At 65.6% G+C, this 16994-nt stretch carries 15 protein-coding genes; 11 read left to right on the forward strand and 4 right to left on the reverse strand.

Going from position 1 to position 16994, the window contains the following annotated elements; genetic code table 11:
- Nucleotides 1-2: 2 nt before the first annotated feature.
- Complete coding sequence (locus AC5P98_RS08320; RefSeq protein ID WP_032961270.1) at nt 3-797, forward strand: MetQ/NlpA family ABC transporter substrate-binding protein; 795 nt, start codon at nt 3-5, stop codon at nt 795-797.
- A gap of 106 nt (nt 798-903) precedes the next feature.
- On the opposite strand, the gene glpK is transcribed toward AC5P98_RS08320, so the two are convergent.
- The 3 genes from glpK to AC5P98_RS08335 form a co-directional block, all read right to left on the reverse strand.
- On the reverse strand, nt 904-2403 hold the full coding sequence (glpK, locus tag AC5P98_RS08325) for a glycerol kinase GlpK (protein ID WP_049405911.1): 1500 nt from the start codon (nt 2401-2403) through the stop codon (nt 904-906).
- A gap of 105 nt (nt 2404-2508) precedes the next feature.
- The gene (gene glpD / locus AC5P98_RS08330; RefSeq protein ID WP_049405909.1) at nt 2509-4014 is read right to left on the reverse strand and encodes a glycerol-3-phosphate dehydrogenase; all 1506 of its coding nucleotides are present in this window, start codon (nt 4012-4014) and stop codon (nt 2509-2511) included.
- Nucleotides 4015-4260: 246 nt separating this feature from the next.
- The gene (locus tag AC5P98_RS08335) at nt 4261-4896 is read right to left on the reverse strand and encodes an OmpW/AlkL family protein (RefSeq protein ID WP_014648503.1); all 636 of its coding nucleotides are present in this window, start codon (nt 4894-4896) and stop codon (nt 4261-4263) included.
- A gap of 186 nt (nt 4897-5082) precedes the next feature.
- Here AC5P98_RS08335 and AC5P98_RS08340 point away from each other — a divergent pair, with 186 nt between their 5' ends.
- From AC5P98_RS08340 to lpdA, 3 genes are all read left to right on the forward strand, one after another.
- Nucleotides 5083-5598: a DNA-deoxyinosine glycosylase gene (locus AC5P98_RS08340; RefSeq protein WP_049405907.1), complete on the forward strand. Its 516-nt coding sequence runs from the start codon at nt 5083-5085 to the stop codon at nt 5596-5598.
- 167 nt (nt 5599-5765) lie between these two features.
- Nucleotides 5766-7496, forward strand: a complete 1731-nt coding sequence (gene aceF / locus AC5P98_RS08345; RefSeq protein ID WP_049405904.1) for a dihydrolipoyllysine-residue acetyltransferase — start codon at nt 5766-5768, stop codon at nt 7494-7496.
- 107 nt (nt 7497-7603) lie between these two features.
- A complete protein-coding gene (lpdA, locus tag AC5P98_RS08350; protein WP_049405902.1) occupies nt 7604-9406 on the forward strand; it encodes a dihydrolipoyl dehydrogenase in 1803 nt (600 codons plus the stop codon).
- Nucleotides 9407-10454: 1048 nt separating this feature from the next.
- Here lpdA and AC5P98_RS08355 read toward each other — a convergent pair.
- Complete coding sequence (locus AC5P98_RS08355; RefSeq protein WP_046432636.1) at nt 10455-11273, reverse strand: hypothetical protein; 819 nt, start codon at nt 11271-11273, stop codon at nt 10455-10457.
- A 458-nt stretch (nt 11274-11731) separates the two neighbouring features.
- Here AC5P98_RS08355 and AC5P98_RS08360 point away from each other — a divergent pair, with 458 nt between their 5' ends.
- The 7 genes from AC5P98_RS08360 (at nt 11732) to atpG (ending at nt 16968) form a co-directional block, all read left to right on the forward strand.
- A complete protein-coding gene (locus AC5P98_RS08360; protein WP_014648497.1) occupies nt 11732-12097 on the forward strand; it encodes a hypothetical protein in 366 nt (121 codons plus the stop codon).
- 31 nt (nt 12098-12128) lie between these two features.
- Complete coding sequence (atpB, locus tag AC5P98_RS08365) at nt 12129-12929, forward strand: F0F1 ATP synthase subunit A (RefSeq protein WP_014038569.1); 801 nt, start codon at nt 12129-12131, stop codon at nt 12927-12929.
- 73 nt (nt 12930-13002) lie between these two features.
- Nucleotides 13003-13308, forward strand: a complete 306-nt coding sequence (gene atpE / locus AC5P98_RS08370) for a F0F1 ATP synthase subunit C (RefSeq protein ID WP_005411133.1) — start codon at nt 13003-13005, stop codon at nt 13306-13308.
- Nucleotides 13309-13414: 106 nt separating this feature from the next.
- On the forward strand, nt 13415-13885 hold the full coding sequence (locus AC5P98_RS08375) for a F0F1 ATP synthase subunit B (RefSeq protein WP_005419512.1): 471 nt from the start codon (nt 13415-13417) through the stop codon (nt 13883-13885).
- Between the two features lie 2 nt (nt 13886-13887).
- Nucleotides 13888-14415 (forward strand): F0F1 ATP synthase subunit delta, encoded by a 528-nt coding sequence (locus AC5P98_RS08380; protein WP_032129048.1) that lies wholly within the window; start codon nt 13888-13890, stop codon nt 14413-14415.
- 44 nt (nt 14416-14459) lie between these two features.
- The gene (gene atpA / locus AC5P98_RS08385; protein WP_005419511.1) at nt 14460-16007 is read left to right on the forward strand and encodes a F0F1 ATP synthase subunit alpha; all 1548 of its coding nucleotides are present in this window, start codon (nt 14460-14462) and stop codon (nt 16005-16007) included.
- 97 nt (nt 16008-16104) lie between these two features.
- Nucleotides 16105-16968: a F0F1 ATP synthase subunit gamma gene (gene atpG, locus AC5P98_RS08390; protein ID WP_014648494.1), complete on the forward strand. Its 864-nt coding sequence runs from the start codon at nt 16105-16107 to the stop codon at nt 16966-16968.
- The last annotated feature ends 26 nt before the right edge of the window (nt 16969-16994 follow it).

The following is a 16994-nucleotide window of genomic DNA, read 5'->3' on the forward strand; positions in this document are numbered from 1 at the left end:
CCATGAAAAAGACCCTGTTGCTGCCCCTGCTCGCCGCTGCGCTGGCCCTGACCGCCTGCGGCAAGTCCGGCGAGCCCTCGCAGAAGCTGGTGGTGGCCGCCACGGCCGTGCCGCATGCCGAGATCCTCGAGGTGGTCAAGCCAATCCTCAAGCAGGAAGGCGTGGACCTGGACGTGCGGGTGTTCAATGACTACGTGCAGCCCAACGATCAGCTGGTGCAGAAGCAGGTGGATGCGAACTACTTCCAGACCGAGCCCTACCTGGATGCCTACAACCGCGACCGCAAGACCGACCTGGTGAAGGTGATCGGCGTGCACATCGAGCCGTTCGGTGCGTACTCGCGCAAGGTCAAGTCGCTGGCCGAGCTGCGCGAAGGCGCCGACGTGGTGATCCCGAACGACCCCAGTAACAACAGCCGCGCGCTGATCCTGCTGCACAAGGCCGGCGTGATCGAGCTGAAGGACCCGACCAACGCACTGTCGACCCAGCGCGACATCATCGCCAATCCGAAGAACCTGAAGTTCCGCGAGCTGGACTCGGCGATGCTGCCGCGCGTGCTGGACCAGGTCGACCTGGCCCTGATCAATACCAACTACGCGCTGGACGCAGGCCTCAACCCGACCCAGGATGCGCTGGCGATCGAGAGCAAGGACTCGCCGTACGTGAATTTCCTGGTCGCGCGCCCGGACAACAAGGACGACGCCCGTGTGCAGAAGCTGGCCAAGGCCCTAACCAGCCCGCAGGTGAAGGCGTTCATCGAGACCAAGTACAAGGGCGCGGTGCTGCCGGCGTTCTGACCGGCGCTACGGGCGTTGTGGCCATGCGGTAGTGCCGGCCGCTGGCCGGCAATCTGCAAACGCCGCGAAAGATCATGGGGTGCCGGCCAGCGGCCGGCACTACCCCTCAATCGACGTGGAAGGCGAGGGTCGCGGCCACCGCCTGCTGCCATCCCGCATACAGTTTCTCGCGCCGGGCCACCTCCATCCGTGGCTCGAAGCGCCGGTCCAGGCCCCATTGCGCGGCGATCTGTTCGCGGCTGTTCCAGAACCCCACTGCCAGGCCGGCCAGATAGGCCGCACCCAGCGCGGTGGTCTCGGTCAGTCGCGGCCGCAGCAGCGGCACACCGAGAATGTCGGCCTGGAAACCGGCCAGGAAGTCGTTGCCGATCGCACCGCCATCAGCGCGCAGCTCGGTCAGCGCGATACCCGCATCGGACTGCATCGCATCGAGTACATCGCGGGTCTGGTAGGCCATCGCTTCCAGCGCGGCGCGCACGAAGTGCGCCTTGCGGGTGCCGCGGGTCAGGCCGAACATCGCACCGCGCACATCACTGCGCCAATAGGGCGCGCCGAGGCCGACGAACGCCGGCACCAGGTAGGCGCCGCCACTGTCGGGCACCTGCGCAGCCAGCGCCTGGCTGTCGCTGGCGCGTTCGATCATGCGTAGTCCATCGCGCAGCCACTGCACCACCGAGCCGGCGATGAAGATCGAACCCTCCAGCGCGTACTCCACGCGCCCGTCCAGGCCCCAGGCAATGGTGGTCAGCAGGCCGTTGCGCGACCGCACCGCCTGCGCGCCGGTGTGCATCAACATGAAGCAACCGGTGCCATAGGTGTTCTTGACCATGCCCGGCTGGAAACAAGCCTGGCCGAACAGCGCCGCCTGCTGGTCACCGGCGATGCCGGCGATGGGGATCGGGTGGTCGAAGAAGAACTGCGGCCGGGTGTGTGCGTACACCGCGCTGGAGTCGCGCACCTGCGGCAGCATCGCGCGCGGAATGCCGAGCAGGGCCAGCAGGTCGTCATCCCAGTCCAGCGTGTGGATGTTGAACAGCAGCGTGCGCGCCGCATTGCTGTAGTCAGTCACATGTGCCTGGCCACCGCTGAGGTTCCACACCAGCCAGCTGTCGATGGTGCCGAACAGCAGCTCACCACGTTCGGCGCGCTGCTGCGCACCATCCACGTGGTCGAGGATCCAGCGCACCTTGGTCGCGGAGAAATAGGCGTCGATCAGCAGCCCGGTCCGCTCGCGGATCAGTGCTTCATGCCCGTCGGACTTCAGCCGCTCGCAGATGGCGTGGCTCTGCCGCGATTGCCAGACGATGGCGTTGTGGATCGGCTGGCCGGTGGCACGGTCCCAGACCACGGTGGTTTCGCGCTGGTTGGTGATGCCCAGCGCGGCGATATGGCGTGGGTCGATCTGCCCGCGGCTGAGCAGTTCGGTCAATGTGGCATAGACGCTGGTAAGGATCTCGCGGGGGTCATGCTCGACCCAGCCGGGCTGCGGGAAGATCTGCGCGAACTCGCGCTGCGCGCTGCCGACGATGTCGCCGGCGCGGTCGAACAGGATCGCGCGCGAACTGGTGGTGCCCTGGTCGATGGCCAGCACGTAGCGGGGCGTCATGCAGCGTCTCCAATGGCGATGGGGAAATCCTAATGCATCGATCGCGTCGCGCGCGGCTGCCCTGGTAGCTGCCAACCTGGGTTGGCACACGTGGCAACACGGGGGTCAGAGCCCTTTCCGTGGAAAAGGGATCCGACCCTCCATCCACGCCTGCAGCCGTGCCACCTGCGCAGCATCCAGGCGCAACCCCAGCTTGCTCCGGCGCCACAGGATATCGTCGGTGTCACACGCCCACTCGCGTTCGCGCAGGAAGTCCACTTCGCGTGCATGCAGGCCACCGCCGAAGTCCTCGCCCAGATCGTGCAGGCCGTATACACCCTGCAGCAGTTCCGCGCTGCGACTGCCATAGGCCCCGGCCCAGCGTCGCGCGATACCTGCGGGCAACCACGGTGCCAGCGCCAGCAGGCGCGAGCACGCCTGTGCGGCGTCGCCCCAGTCGCTGCCCGGCAACGGGTCTCCGCGCGCCGTCCAGGCCGGTCCCATCTGTGGCAGGGCAGGGCGCAGCAGGTCCAGTGCCTCCTCGGCCAGCACCCGGTAGGTGGTCAGCTTGCCGCCCAGTACATGCAGCGCCGGTGCCGGGTCCACCTGCACCTGCAGGCGGTAGTCGCGGCTCAGCTGCGCTGCGCGCGGATCCGGGTCGGCCAGCAATGGACGGACACCGGCGAACGCCCAGACCACCTCGTCCGGGGCGATGGGGTCACGCAGGTAGCGATTGGCCGCTTCGCACAGGTAGGTCACCTCGGAAGGCAGCACGCTGCAGCGCGCCGGGTCACCGCGATAGTCGGTATCGGTGGTGCCCACCAGCAGGTGGTCGTGGGCGAAAGGCAGCAGGAACACCACCCGCCCGTCGGGCTGCTGCAGCAGGCAGGCGCTGTCATCGGGCCACGGCCTGCGCAGCACGATGTGGCTGCCCTGCACCAGGCGCAGCGCAGGGCCGCCGCTGCGCGCCTGCATCCGTTCCAGCAGGCCCCCGGCCCACGGGCCCGCCGCATTGACCACGGCGCGGGCATTCACGGGGTGCCGCTGGCCATCGGCGGATTCCAGAACAGCCCGCCACCGGCCCTGCACGGGGTGCAGGTCGATGCAGCGGCTGCGCACCTGCACCTGTGCGCCCCGCTGCGCGGCATCCAGGGCGTTGAGCAGTACCAGCCGCGCGTCATCGACCTGCGCATCGGCGTAGCTGAAGGCTTGCCGCAGCGCCGGGGAGAGCCACTGGCCGAGCGGATCGTGTTGCAGTTCCAGTGCGCGTGACGCGGGGAAGGCGGGGCTGCGCCGGCCCAGATGGTCGTACAGCCACAGCCCCGCGCGCAGCATCCAGCGCGGGCGCAGGTGCGGTTCCCACGGCAGGACGAAGCGCAGCGGATGGACCAGATGGGGCGCCTGCCGGCGCACCACCTCGCGTTCGCCCAGCGCCTTGCGCACCAGCCCGAACTCGCCCTGCTCCAGGTAGCGCAGGCCGCCGTGGATCAGCTTGCTGCTGGCGCTGGAGGTGTGCGCGGCCAGGTCATGCTGTTCGCACAGCAGCACGCGCAAGCCGCGACCGCTGGCGTCACGGGCGATGCCGGCGCCATTGATGCCGCCACCGATCACCAGCAGGTCGACGTCGTCCATCGTGTCTCCGCGTCCTGTGTCTGTAGAGCCGAGCCGCGCCACCATTGACCGTGGGCGCCATTGAACGTAACGCATCGCAATGCGCGCGGAGCCCGCCGCTCGACTCGGGATAGGGGGCTTGGCTCGACTCTACAAAAAAGCAGCCGAGCATGGGCTCGGCTCTACACGCGGAACGCGGGTGACGGAAACGACGACGGGCCCCGAAGGGCCCGTCGCGTTGCATCAGTGAAGCAGGTGCTGCCTGGATCAGAAGCGGGCGCCGATGCCGAAGCCGACGGTCCACGGATCCATCTTGGCTTCGCCGATCTTCTCGCCGCCGACCTTGATGTCCGGGCGGGCGCGCATGTAGCGGGCGTCAGCACGGGCGAACCAGGTGGAGTTGATGTTCATGTCGACGCCGACGGTGCCGATCACGCCCTTGGCATCCTTGAAGCGGATGTCGGTGTCAGCGCCGTTGCCCAGCTTCTCGTTGCTGAAGCTCGACTGGTAGTAGCCCACGCCCACGAACGGGCGGAACACGTTGTCAGCCTGGCCGAAGTGGTACTGGCCGCTCAGCGCGACCGGCTGCTGCTCGACCGAACCCAGGCGGGCGTTGTTCGGGCCCTTGAACTTGTTGTCGAACTTGTCGGCAGCGCCCCACAGCTCAACGGCCCAGTTGTCGTTGATGTAGTAGCTGAAGCTGACGGTCGGCGCCGGGCCACCGTCGGTCTTCTTCACGCCGGTGATCGGGTCGTTCTTCGGCTCCAGCAGCGAGATGCCGCCAACAACGGCAAAATGCTTGCCCGAAGCGGTATCGGTGGTGCTGCTGTCCTGGGCGAAAGCGGCCGGCGCGAAGGCGGCGGAGGTCAGCAGGGCGAGACTCAGGATACGGATGGAGCGCATGGGGGTATCTCCTAATGTTTCTTGTTTTGGGCCCCCGGTTGCGGGGCGAGCACACCGTAGTCGCCCCAACATGAATCGAATCCGACGCACGTTAAAAAATAGTTTTCCTTGTTCAGCGACGGGTGCGGAATGCCTTTATTCATGGCGTTTTCTGCTCTCGCCGACATTCATGCAGTTGGAGAAGATGTGAGCACGGCAACGTTGTGCATTGGCCTGCCAGCGCAGGTGAACGTCGATTGCAGGGTGCTGCTGCTGGGCTCGATGCCAGGCGTGGCATCCCTGCAGGAGCAGCGCTACTACGCGCATCCTCGCAACCGCTTCTGGCCGCTGATGGCCGATATCTGCGGTTTCGACGCGGATCTGCCCTATGCGCAACGGCTGCAGGCGTTGAACGCCGCAGGCATCGGCCTGTGGGATGTGATCGGGCGCTGCGAGCGGCGCGGCAGCCTGGATGCGGACATCGTGCGTGGCACGGAAGTGGCCAATGCACTGCCGGAACTGATCGCCACGTTGCCTGAGCTGACGCTGATCGGCTGCAATGGCGGCGCGTCATTGCAGGCATTCCAGCGCTGGGTGTTGCCGCGGCTGGAGGCCCCGCCGAAGGTGGTCGCGCTGCCGTCGACCAGCCCTGCCAATGCGGCGTGGTCGTTGCCGCGCCTGCGCCAGGCCTGGCAGCCAGTGGCCGACGCGCGGGCGACATGAAGCGGACATCGCCTGGACAATACGCTACCGACTGGTCGCGCACCCGACCCATGGGCAACAGCCTGTCCCGGCTGCGTGCGTACTGAAAACACCTGTAACGGTTGGCGCTGGACCCCGCTGGCCGCACAATAGACGTTTCCCTACACCAGATTGCCGGAGTTATCCCCATGGCCGAAATCAAGGAAGCACTTGTCCCCGATATCGGTGACTACAGCGATATCCCGGTAATCGAGGTGCTTGTCGCCGTCGGCGACACGGTCAAGAAGGACCAGGGCCTGGTGACGCTGGAAAGCGACAAGGCGACCATGGAAGTGCCGTCCTCGGTGGCGGGCGTGGTCAAGGAGCTCAAGGTCAAAGTGGGCGACAGCCTGTCCGAAGGCAAGGTCGTGGCCCTGATCGAAGTGGCCGAAGGCGAAGCCGAAGCCGCCAAGCCGGCCGCTGCCGCACCGGCACCGGCACCGGCACCGGCACCGGCCAAGGCCGCTGCCCCGGCTGCCGCCACCCAGAGCGCGCCGGCTGCAGCTGCGCCGGCCGCTCCGGCTGCCAGCGCTGGTGCGGTTGAAGCCCTGGTGCCGGACATCGGCGACTACGCCGGCATTCCGGTCATCGAAGTGCTGGTCGCCGTGGGCGATACGGTCAAGAAGGACCAGGGCCTGGTCACGCTGGAAAGCGACAAGGCCACCATGGAAGTGCCGTCGTCTGTGGCCGGCGTGGTCAAGGAGATCAAGGTCAAGGTGGGCGACAATCTGTCGCAAGGCGACGTGGTTGCCATCATCGAAGCCGAGGGCGCTGCCGCGCCGGCGCCGACCAAGGCCGCTGCTGCTGCCGCTCCGGCTGCCGCAGAGACCGCCACCAAGGTCGAGCCGGTCGCTGTGCCGGCGCAGCCGGACAAGCTGGCGGCCCGCGAGATCGCCTCGGCCGGTACCCCGTCCAGCCCGCCGGTGCAGTTCAATGCCGATGGCGTGTTGCCGGCCAAGGTGCCGTACGCCACCCCGGCGGTGCGCGTGTTCGCCCGCGAGCTGGGCGTGGACCTGCTGCAGATCAACGGCACCGAGAAGGGTGGCCGCATCACCAAGGGTGACGTACAGAAGTTCGTCAAGGCCGCGCTCAGCGGTGGCGTGCCGGCAGCTGCCGGTGGCGCCGTCGCCGCTGGTGGTGGCCTGAACCTGCTGCCGTGGCCGAAGGTCGACTTCAGCAAGTTCGGCGAGACCGAAGTCCAGCCGCTGTCGCGCATCAAGAAGATCTCCGGTGCGAACCTGGCCCGCAACTGGGCCATGATCCCGCACGTCACCCAGTTCGAGCAGGCCGACATCACCGACCTGGAAGGCCTGCGCGTGGCGTTGAACAAGGAGAACGAGAAGGCCGGCATCAAGCTGACCATGCTCGCCTTCCTGATCAAGGCCAGCGCCGCAGCGCTGAAGAAGTTCCCGGAATTCAACGCCTCGCTCGATGCCAGCGGTGAAAACCTGACCCTGAAGAAGTACTTCCACATCGGTTTCGCCGCCGACACGCCGAACGGCCTGGTCGTGCCGGTGATCCGCGACGTGGACAAGAAGGGTGTGGTGCAGATCGCGCAGGAAACCGGCGAACTGGCCAAGAAGGCACGCGACGGCAAGCTGGGCCCGGCGGACATGAGCGGCGGCTGCTTCTCGATCAGCTCGTTGGGCGGCATCGGCGGCACCGCGTTCACCCCGATCGTCAACGCACCGGAAGTGGCCATCCTCGGCGTCTCCAAGTCGTCCATCCAGCCGGTCTGGAACGGCAAGGAATTCGCACCGAAGCTGATGCTGCCGCTGTCGCTGAGCTACGACCACCGCGTCATCGACGGCGCACTGGCCGCACGCTTCACCACGTACCTGTCGCAGGTACTGGCCGACATGCGCCGCGTGCTGCTGTAAGGCACCGCTTCGCCCCCACCGTGCGGCCGCAGCCCCTGGCGCGGCCGCGTGAACAGATGCAGTGACAGCCCGCCGGCGCCGCCGGGCGGGCACGAGGAAAACCCACCATGGCCACGATTGAAGTCAAGGTTCCCGACATCGGCGATTACAGCGATGTGCCGGTGATCGAAGTGTTGGTCGCCGTCGGCGACACGGTGAAGAAGGACCAGGGTCTGGTAACCCTGGAGTCGGACAAGGCCACCCTGGAAGTGCCGTCCTCGGCCGCTGGTGTGGTCAAGGAAATCAAGGTCAAGCTTGGCGATACCCTGTCCGAAGGCGCCGTGGTTGTGGTGCTGGACACTGAAGGCGCCGCCGAAGCCCCGGCCAAGGCCGCCGCGCCGGCTCCGGCCGCCCCGGCCAGCAAGCCGCCGGTGACTCCGTCGCACCGCGCCCCGGCTGAACCGGCTGCGCCGAAGCCGGCGCTGTCCAGCGGCAAGCCGGCCGACATCGAATGCGAGATGGTCGTGCTGGGCTCCGGCCCGGGCGGCTACACCGCGGCCTTCCGCGCCGCCGACGTCGGCCTGGATACGGTGCTTGTCGAACGTTACGCCAGCCTCGGCGGCGTCTGCCTCAATGTCGGCTGCATCCCGTCCAAGGCGCTGCTGCATGCTGCTGCGGTGATCGACGAAGTGGCCCACGCCGGTGATTTCGGCGTCGAGTTCGGCAAGCCGACCATCACCCTGGACAAGCTGCGCGCGTACAAGGAAAAGGTCGTCAACCAGCTGACCAAGGGCCTGGCCGGGATGGCCAAGCAGCGCAAGGTCCGCAACGTGCAGGGCGTTGGCAGGTTTGTTTCGGCCAACGAGCTGGAAATCACCGCGGCTGACGGCAGTACCCAGCTGCTGCGCTTCCAGAAATGCATCATCGCCGCCGGTTCGCAGGCGGTGAAGCTGCCGAACTTCCCGTGGGACGACAAGCGCGTGATGGATTCCACCGATGCGCTGGAGCTGGCCGAAGTGCCGGGCTCGCTGCTGGTCGTCGGCGGCGGCATCATCGGCCTGGAAATGGCCACCGTGTACAGCGCGCTGGGCAGCAAGGTCACCGTGGTCGAGTTCATGGACCAGCTGATGCCGGGCGCCGACAAGGACCTGGTCAAGCCGCTGGCCGACCGCCTGAAGAAGCAGGGCATCGACGTGCACCTGAAGACCAAGGCCTCGGGCGTCACCGCCGATGCCAAGGGCATCACCGTGACCTTCGAAGCCGCCGAGGAAGGCCAGGCGCCTGCGCTGGCGCAAGGCACCTTCGACCGCGTGCTGGTGGCCGTGGGCCGCTCGCCGAACGGCAAGAAGATCGATGCCGAGAAGGCCGGCGTGCAGGTCACCGACCGCGGCTTCATCCCGGTCGATCGGCAGATGCGTACCAACGTGCCGCACATCTTTGCCATCGGCGACATCGTCGGCAACCCGATGCTGGCCCACAAGGCCACGCACGAGGGCAAGCTGGCCGCTGAAGTGGCAGCCGGCCACAAGAAGGAGTGGGTCGCCCGCGTGATTCCGTCGGTGGCCTACACCAACCCGGAAATCGCCTGGGTCGGCGTGACCGAGACCGAAGCCAAGGCCAAGGGCCTGAAGGTCGGCGTGGCCAAGTTCCCGTGGGCCGCCAGTGGCCGCGCGATCGGCATCGGTCGCACCGAGGGCTTCACCAAGCTGATCTTCGACGAAGAGACCCACCGCATCATCGGTGGCGCGATCGTCGGCGTGCATGCCGGCGATCTGCTGGCCGAGATCGGCCTGGCGATCGAGATGGGTGCGGAAGCGGAAGACATCGGCCACACCATCCATGCGCATCCGACGCTGAGCGAGTCGGTGGCGATGGCCTCGGAAATCTACGACGGCACGATCACCGATCTGTACATGCCGAAGAAGAAGTAAGGCGTCCGCGCCGTTCCGAACGAAAAGCCCTGGCATCTGCCGGGGCTTTTTTTCTTCGATCAGTGCTGCAGCAAAGGGTGGGGCCACTGCACGGGTGGCAGGCATTTCGACAAATGTCCCCCGTCGCCCGCCTGCGGCGGTCGCCTCCTCCTTTACTTTGTCAAAATGCCTGCCACCCGCGCAGCGGCTCGGCTTGCGGATAGTCGAGAGCCACAGCCTGGCCCGCCTGGATGCCTGACACGCGGGGGAAGAGGGGCTTGTGTGCGAAGTAGAGGAGGAGGTGACGGCCGTAGGCCGGCGCCGGGGGACATTCGCACGCAAGCCCCTCTTCCCCCAGCGCTCGACCACGCATGCGTCTACGGCAACTGCCACCGCGAAGGTCTGGGCCGCTGCGCGGGTGGCAGGCGTCTGGACAAATGTCCCCCGTCGTCCGCCTTCGGCGGTCGCCTCCTCCTTTACTTTGTCCAAACGCCTGCCACCCGCGCAGCGGCTCGGCTTGCGGATAGTCGAGAGCCACAGCCTGGCCCGCCTGGATGCCTGACACGCGAGGGAAGAGGGGCTTGTGTGCGAAGTAAAGGAGGAGGCGCCGGCCGTAGGCCGGCGCCGGGGGACATTCGCACGCAAGCCCCTCTTCCCCCAGCGCTCGACCACGCCTGCGTCTACGGCAACTGCCACCGCGAAGGTCTGGGCCGCTGCGCGGGTGGCAGGCGTCTGGACAAATGTCCCCCGTCGTCCGCCTTTGGCGGTCGCCTCCTCCTTTACTTTGTCCAAACGCCTGCCACCCGCGCAGCGGCTCGGCTTGCGGATAGTCGAGAGCCACAGCCTGGCCCGCCTGGATGCCTGACACGCGGGGGAAGAGGGGCTTGTGTGCGAAGTAAAGGAGGAGGTGACGGCCGTAGGCCGGCGCCGGGGGACATTCGCACGCAAGCCCCTCTTCCCCCAGCGCTCGACCAGCCTGCTTTTCTGCTCGACGATGCAAAGAAAAAACGCGGCCCCGATGTTCCGGAGGCCGCGCCAGGAGAGAAGATGCCGTGGAAGGGGCAGGGGATCAGAACACGAAGCTGATACCGGCCACCGGGCCCTTGAATTCCTGCTTCAGGCCGACCGTGCCGTCGCTGCCCTTCTTGTCCACGTCCAGCTTGAACCAGTCGTAGCCGGCGAACACACCGAAGTTCTTGGTGAAGCGGTAATCGACGATCGCATTGGCGCGGCTCAGGTCGCCCTTGTAGTCATCGAAACTGCCCCAGCGCGTGTTCAGGTACTGGCCCTGCAGCGTGATCATCCAGCGCTCGGACGGAGTGAAGGTCATGCGCGCCCCCACCACCGGTGCCACGCCATCGGCCTTCTCGTTGAGGAACTGGCCTTCATACACCGTGCCCAGGTCCGCGTAGCCCTTGGTGCTGACCTTGGCGTACTCGCCACCGATCTGCAGGCCCAGGTCGAAGGTGTCGGTATCGACGACCGAGTAGTCATAGACCAGGCTGGCCACCTGGTACTTCAGCTCGCCCTTCACGAAGCTGCCGGCCGGCACGCTCTCACCGCCGAAGGAAATGCCCTGGTCAAGCGTCTCGCGACGGTCCTTGTCGTACTTGAAGTAGTTGAACAGCAGGCGCTGACGGTTGCTGATGCGGAACATGCCGTCGATGCGCGGCTCCCATTCCTTGCCACCCAGCTTGAAGTCCTGGTCCAGGGAGATGTCCTGGCCGGCCACGGTGGTGCTGCCACGCAGCGTGTTGTCCGAATCGATGTTCATCGCACCCAGACGGATGGCGAAGCGGTCGTCGCCTTCGGCGGCGTGGGCGGCATTGGCGAACGAGGCGCCGGCAGCGAGCAGGGAAAGGGCGAGCAGGGTGGGTACGGGGCGCATCGAAGAGTCCTTGCAGTGGTTCATCAGAATGAAGACCACTGTGCCGGACGCCGCCGTCCACCATCCGTGAACGTATGGTCCACGGAGTGTGCACGGTTCAGCCCTGTCGCGACGACGCAAAAAGATGGCCCCGGAGCCGGGCTTCGGGGCCATCGTGGGACCTGCGGGGCGGAGCGTCGACGAGGTTGCTGCAGGCAGGTCGAAAGATCGGACCGGCGCATCCGGCGAAAGTTCCGCGCCTGCGACCAAAGTTCAATACTGCAGTGCAGCATCACGCGGACGTCATTGTCCCCCGGGTGGCACGCAAAAATGTAACCGTTACCGCAACTTGCGGCTTCCAGGGATGAACAGGCAGCGGTTGTCTCGCAAATTGTCCCATTGCTATAATTTGGCGGCTCGATGAGGCCCCCCTGCTGTAGCCGCCTCAGCCCTCCACTTGCAACCACGCGGGACGTCCTGTGCTGAACTCCGTTGATGCGGGTCGGCGACTGATGCTGCGCGCCGCGGTCTACCCGCTGGCCGCGGTGGCTGTCCTGGCCCTGGCCTTCCTGCTGGTAGGTCCGAAGTATGCCCTCGGCGCGCTGGCGTCCGGTGTGGCCATTTCGGCCGGCGGCTGGGTTGCGGCACGGATGGCTCTGGGCGGTGGTGCGGTGGCCGCAGGATCGGCGATGGCTCGCCTGATCATTGCGATCGTGGCCAAGTGGGTCGTGGTTTTCGGCGTCCTGCTGGTGGGGTTCCTGGTCTTCAAGCTGCCTGCATTGGCGCTGTTGGCCGGTATCGCCGTCGGCTTGATGTTCCAGGTCCTGGCCATGGCCAGGCGTTGACAGAATTCAATTAACTGAAGGTTCCGGACACATGGCGGGCGAGGCTCTAACCCCTACCAGCTACATCCAGCATCACCTGCACAACCTGACCGCACCGGTCGGCAAGGGTGAGGGTATGTTCTGGCATATCCACGTCGATACCTTCCTCACCGCCGTCCTGATGGGCCTGGTGATCGTTGTCGCGTTCTGGCTGGGAACCCGCAAGGCCACCGCCGGCGTGCCGGGCAAGTGGCAGGCCTTCGTCGAGATCTGCCTGGAGTTCGTCGACCGCCAGGCCAAGGACACCTACCACGGCAAGAGCAAGCTGGTCACGCCGATCGCCATCACGATCTTCTTCTGGATCCTGTTGATGAATCTGCTGAAGATGATCCCGGCCGATTTCATCGCCAAGCCGCTGGAATGGGTGGGCGTGCACTACTGGAAGCCGGTGCCGACCGCTGACGTCAATGCCACCCTCGGCATGGCCATCAGCGTGTTCTTCCTGATGCTGTTCTTCGCGCTCAAGTCCAAGGGCCTGGTCGGCTTCGTCAAGGAATTCCTGACGGCGCCGTTCGGCAAGTGGATGATGCCGTTCAACCTGATCCTCAACATCGTCGAGTGGCTGAGCAAGCCGATCTCGCTGGCGATGCGACTGTTCGGCAACATGTTCGGCGGCGAAATCGTGTTCCTGCTGATCTGGGTGCTGGGTGGTGCCGGTTTCTTCGGTGCCATCGCGGGTGGTGTGTTCGGCCTCGGCTGGATGCTGTTCCACCTGCTGGTGATCCCGCTGCAGGCCTTCATCTTCATGATGCTGTCGATCGTGTACCTGAGCCTGTCGGAAGACGCTCACTGAGTTTCAAGCTTCAACGCGTTTCAACCTTCATCCGTTTCATCACCCTTAGCAACTTAAGTTCCTGGAGATAACCATGTACTTCGCCGTCCTGACCAACTTCGCGCAGATTCAGAGCTCCACCGCCCTTGCCGTCGGCATCATGATCGGCCTGGCCGCGCTGGGCGCCGGTCTGGGTCTGGCCATCATGGCTGGTAAGTTCCTGGAGTCGGCCGCGCGCCAGCCGGAACTGATCCCGGTCCTGCAGGTCCGCATGTTCATCACCGCCGGCCTGATCGACGCCGCGTTCATCATCTCGGTCGCCGTTGGCCTGCTGCTGGCCTTCGCCAACCCGCTGTCGGCTGCCTTTGCTGGCGCCGTCACCAAGGCTCTGGCCGGCTGATACAGCGGTTTGAGACGACCGGGTGCTGATGCACCCGGTTTCGGATGAAGGCCGGATGTGCCGCTTCGGCGGCACGTCCACCCCGAAACCAGCGATCGAGCTAACCATGAATATCAATTTCACCCTTCTTGCGCAGGCGCTGGCCTTCGCTGGTCTGATCTGGATCATCGCGACCAAGATCTGGCCGCCGCTGATGAACGCGATCGAAGAGCGCCAGCAGAAGATTGCTGAAGGCCTCGCTGCTGCCGACCGCAGCCAGAAAGATCTGGCCCAGGCGCAGGAGAAGGTCAACGAAGCGCTGAAGGAAGCCCGCACCAAGGCCAACGAGATCATCGATCAGGCCCACGCGCGTGCCAACCAGATCGTTGATGCAGCCCGTAACGAAGCGATCACCGAAGCCACCCGTCAGAAGGAACTGGCCCAGGCTGAAATCGACGCCGCCGCCAACCGTGCCCGTGAAGATCTGCGCAAGCAGGTGTCCGCGCTGGCCGTGACCGGTGCCGAAAAGCTGCTCAAGCGCGAAATCGACGCCAACGCCCACAAGGCGCTGCTCGACGAGCTGGCCTCGGAGATCTAAGGATGAGCCAGGCCCTCACGCTTGCCCGCCCGTACGCCCGCGCCGCGTTCGCGACCGCGCGCGACGAAGGTGCGTTCGCGCCGTGGTCGGACGCCCTGGCGTTCTCCGCCCACGTCGCCGCCGACCCGCGCGTGGCGGCCCTGCTCGCCAACCCGGAGCTGGGTCGTGACGACGCCGTCGCCCTGCTGGCGCCGGTGTCGCACGGCGAGACCTACTCGCGCTTCCTGGCCATCCTGGCCGAATCGCATCGTCTGCCGCTGCTGCCGGAAATCTCCGGCATGTTCGACGCCCTGCGCGCCGAAGCCGAGCACGTGGTCAAGGCCACGGTGACCTCGGCTTCCGAGCTGTCGGCCGGCGAGCTGGACGCGATCAAGGTCGCGCTGCGCAAGCGCTTCAACCGCGAGGTCGACGTGACCACCGCGGTCGATGCTTCGCTGATCGGCGGCGCCGTGATCGACGCCGGCGACGTGGTCATCGATGGTTCGCTGAAGGGCAAGCTGGCCCGTCTGCAGACCGCGCTCGCTAACTGAATTCATTTAACGTCCGGCCCCGCTGCCGGCACTAGGACTTGACGATGGCAACCACGCTCAACCCCTCCGAAATCAGCGAACTGATCAAGAACCGCATCGAGAAGGTCAAGCTGGCCGCGGAATCGCGCAACGAAGGCACCGTGACCAGCGTGTCCGACGGCATCGTGCGCATCTTCGGTCTGGCCGACGTGATGCAGGGCGAAATGATCGAACTGCCGAACAACACCTTCGCCCTGGCCCTGAACCTGGAGCGCGACTCGGTCGGCGCCGTGGTCCTGGGTGACTACGAGCACCTGCGCGAAGGCGACGTCGCCAAGACCACCGGCCGCATCCTGGAAGTGCCGGTCGGCCCGGAACTGCTGGGCCGCGTCGTGAACGCGCTGGGCGAGCCGATCGACGGCAAGGGCCCGCTGGGCACCGACCTGACCGCTCCGGTGGAACGCGTTGCTCCGGGCGTGATCTGGCGCAAGTCGGTCGACCAGCCGGTGCAGACCGGTTACAAGTCGGTCGACTCGATGATCCCGATCGGCCGTGGCCAGCGCGAGCTGATCATCGGTGACCGCCAGACCGGCAAGACCGCCATGGCGATCGATGCGGTGATCAACCAGAAGGGCACCGGCATCAAGTGCGTGTACGTTGCGATCGGCCAGAAGGCGTCGACCATCGCCAACATCGTGCGCAAGCTGGAAGAGAACGGCGCGCTGGCCCACACCATCGTGGTGGCCGCGACCGCTTCCGAATCGGCTGCCATGCAGTACATCAGCGCCTACTCGGGCTGCACCATGGGTGAGTACTTCATGGACCGCGGCGAAGACGCGCTGATCGTGTACGACGATCTGTCCAAGCAGGCCGTTGCCTACCGCCAGATCTCGCTGCTGCTGAAGCGTCCGCCGGGCCGTGAAGCCTACCCGGGTGACGTGTTCTACCTGCACTCCCGTCTGCTCGAGCGCGCTGCCCGCGTGTCCGAGGAATACGTCGAGAAGTTCACCGAAGGCAAGGTCACCGGCAAGACCGGTTCGCTGACCGCGCTGCCGATCATCGAAACCCAGGCCGGCGACGTGTCCGCTTTCGTTCCGACCAACGTGATCTCGATCACCGACGGCCAGATCTTCCTGGAAACCGACCTGTTCAACGCCGGCATCCGTCCGGCCGTGAACGCCGGTATCTCGGTGTCGCGCGTCGGTGGCTCGGCCCAGACCAAGATCATCAAGAAGCTGTCGGGCGGCATCCGTATCTCGCTGGCCCAGTACCGCGAGCTGGCTGCGTTCGCGCAGTTCGCCTCGGACCTGGACGAAGCGACCCGCAAGCAGCTGGAGCGTGGCCAGCGCGTCACCGAGCTGATGAAGCAGAAGCAGTACGCGCCGATGTCGATCGCCAACCAGGCGCTGTCGATCTACGCCGTCAACGAGGGTTACCTCGACGACGTGCCGGTCAACAAGCTGCTGGCGTTCGAAGAAGGCCTGCACGCCCACTTCGCCAACACCCAGGGCGAGCTGATCAGCAAGGTCAACGCCACCGGCGGTTGGGACAACGACATCGAAGGTGCCTTCAAGAAGGGCATCGCCGAGTTCAAGACCACCGGCAGCTGGTAATCGCGGTCCTGTAGAGCGGAGCCGCTGGCTCCGCTGGACCAGATGACAAACGGTTGAACAACGCGGGGCATCAGCCCCGCGCCACGGGAAACAAGAGATGGCAAGCGGACGCGAAATCAAAACCAAGATCAAGAGCGTGCAGAACACCCGCAAGGTGACGCGCGCCCTGGAAATGGTCTCGGCCTCCAAGATCCGCAAGGCGCAGGATCGGATGAAGACCTCGCGTCCGTACGCGCAGGCGATGAAGCAGGTGATCGGTCATCTGGCCCAGGCCAGCACCGACTACCAGCATCCGTTCCTGGTCGAGCGCGAGCAGGTCAAGCGGGTCGGTTTCATCGTGATCTCCTCCGATCGCGGTCTGGCCGGCGGCCTGAACAACAACCTGTTCCGCAAGATGCTGGGCGAAGCCAAGGCATGGCAGGACAAGGGTGCCGAAGTGGACCTGGTGACCATCGGCCAGAAGGCTTCGACCTTCTTCCGCCGCGTGAAGGTCAACATGGTCGGCAGCGTGACCCACATCGGCGACGTGCCGAAGCTGGAATCGCTGATCGGTGTGATCAAGGTCATGCTCGACGCCTTCACCGAAGGCAGGATCGACCGCGTGTACCTGGTCTACAACCGCTTCGTGAACACCATGGTGCAGAAGGCCAGCTTCGATCAGCTGCTGCCGCTCCCGCCGGCTGAGAAGCAGGTCGCTCACCACGACTGGGATTACCTGTACGAACCCGATGCCGCGACCGTGCTCGAGCACGTGATGACGCGTTACATCGAGTCGCTGGTGTACCAGGCACTGCTGGAAAACGTCGCCTCCGAGCATGCGGCACGCATGGTTGCGATGAAGGCGGCGAGCGACAACGCCAACAAGCTGATCGGCACCCTGCAGCTCGTCTACAACAAGGCGCGCCAGGCAGCGATCACCCAGGAAATCTCCGAAATCGTCGGCGGCGCGGCAGCAGTCTGACCGCGTTCGTTCAAAGCACACATTAG

This window comes from Stenotrophomonas sp. YJH_SMC_135, assembly GCF_059372355.1.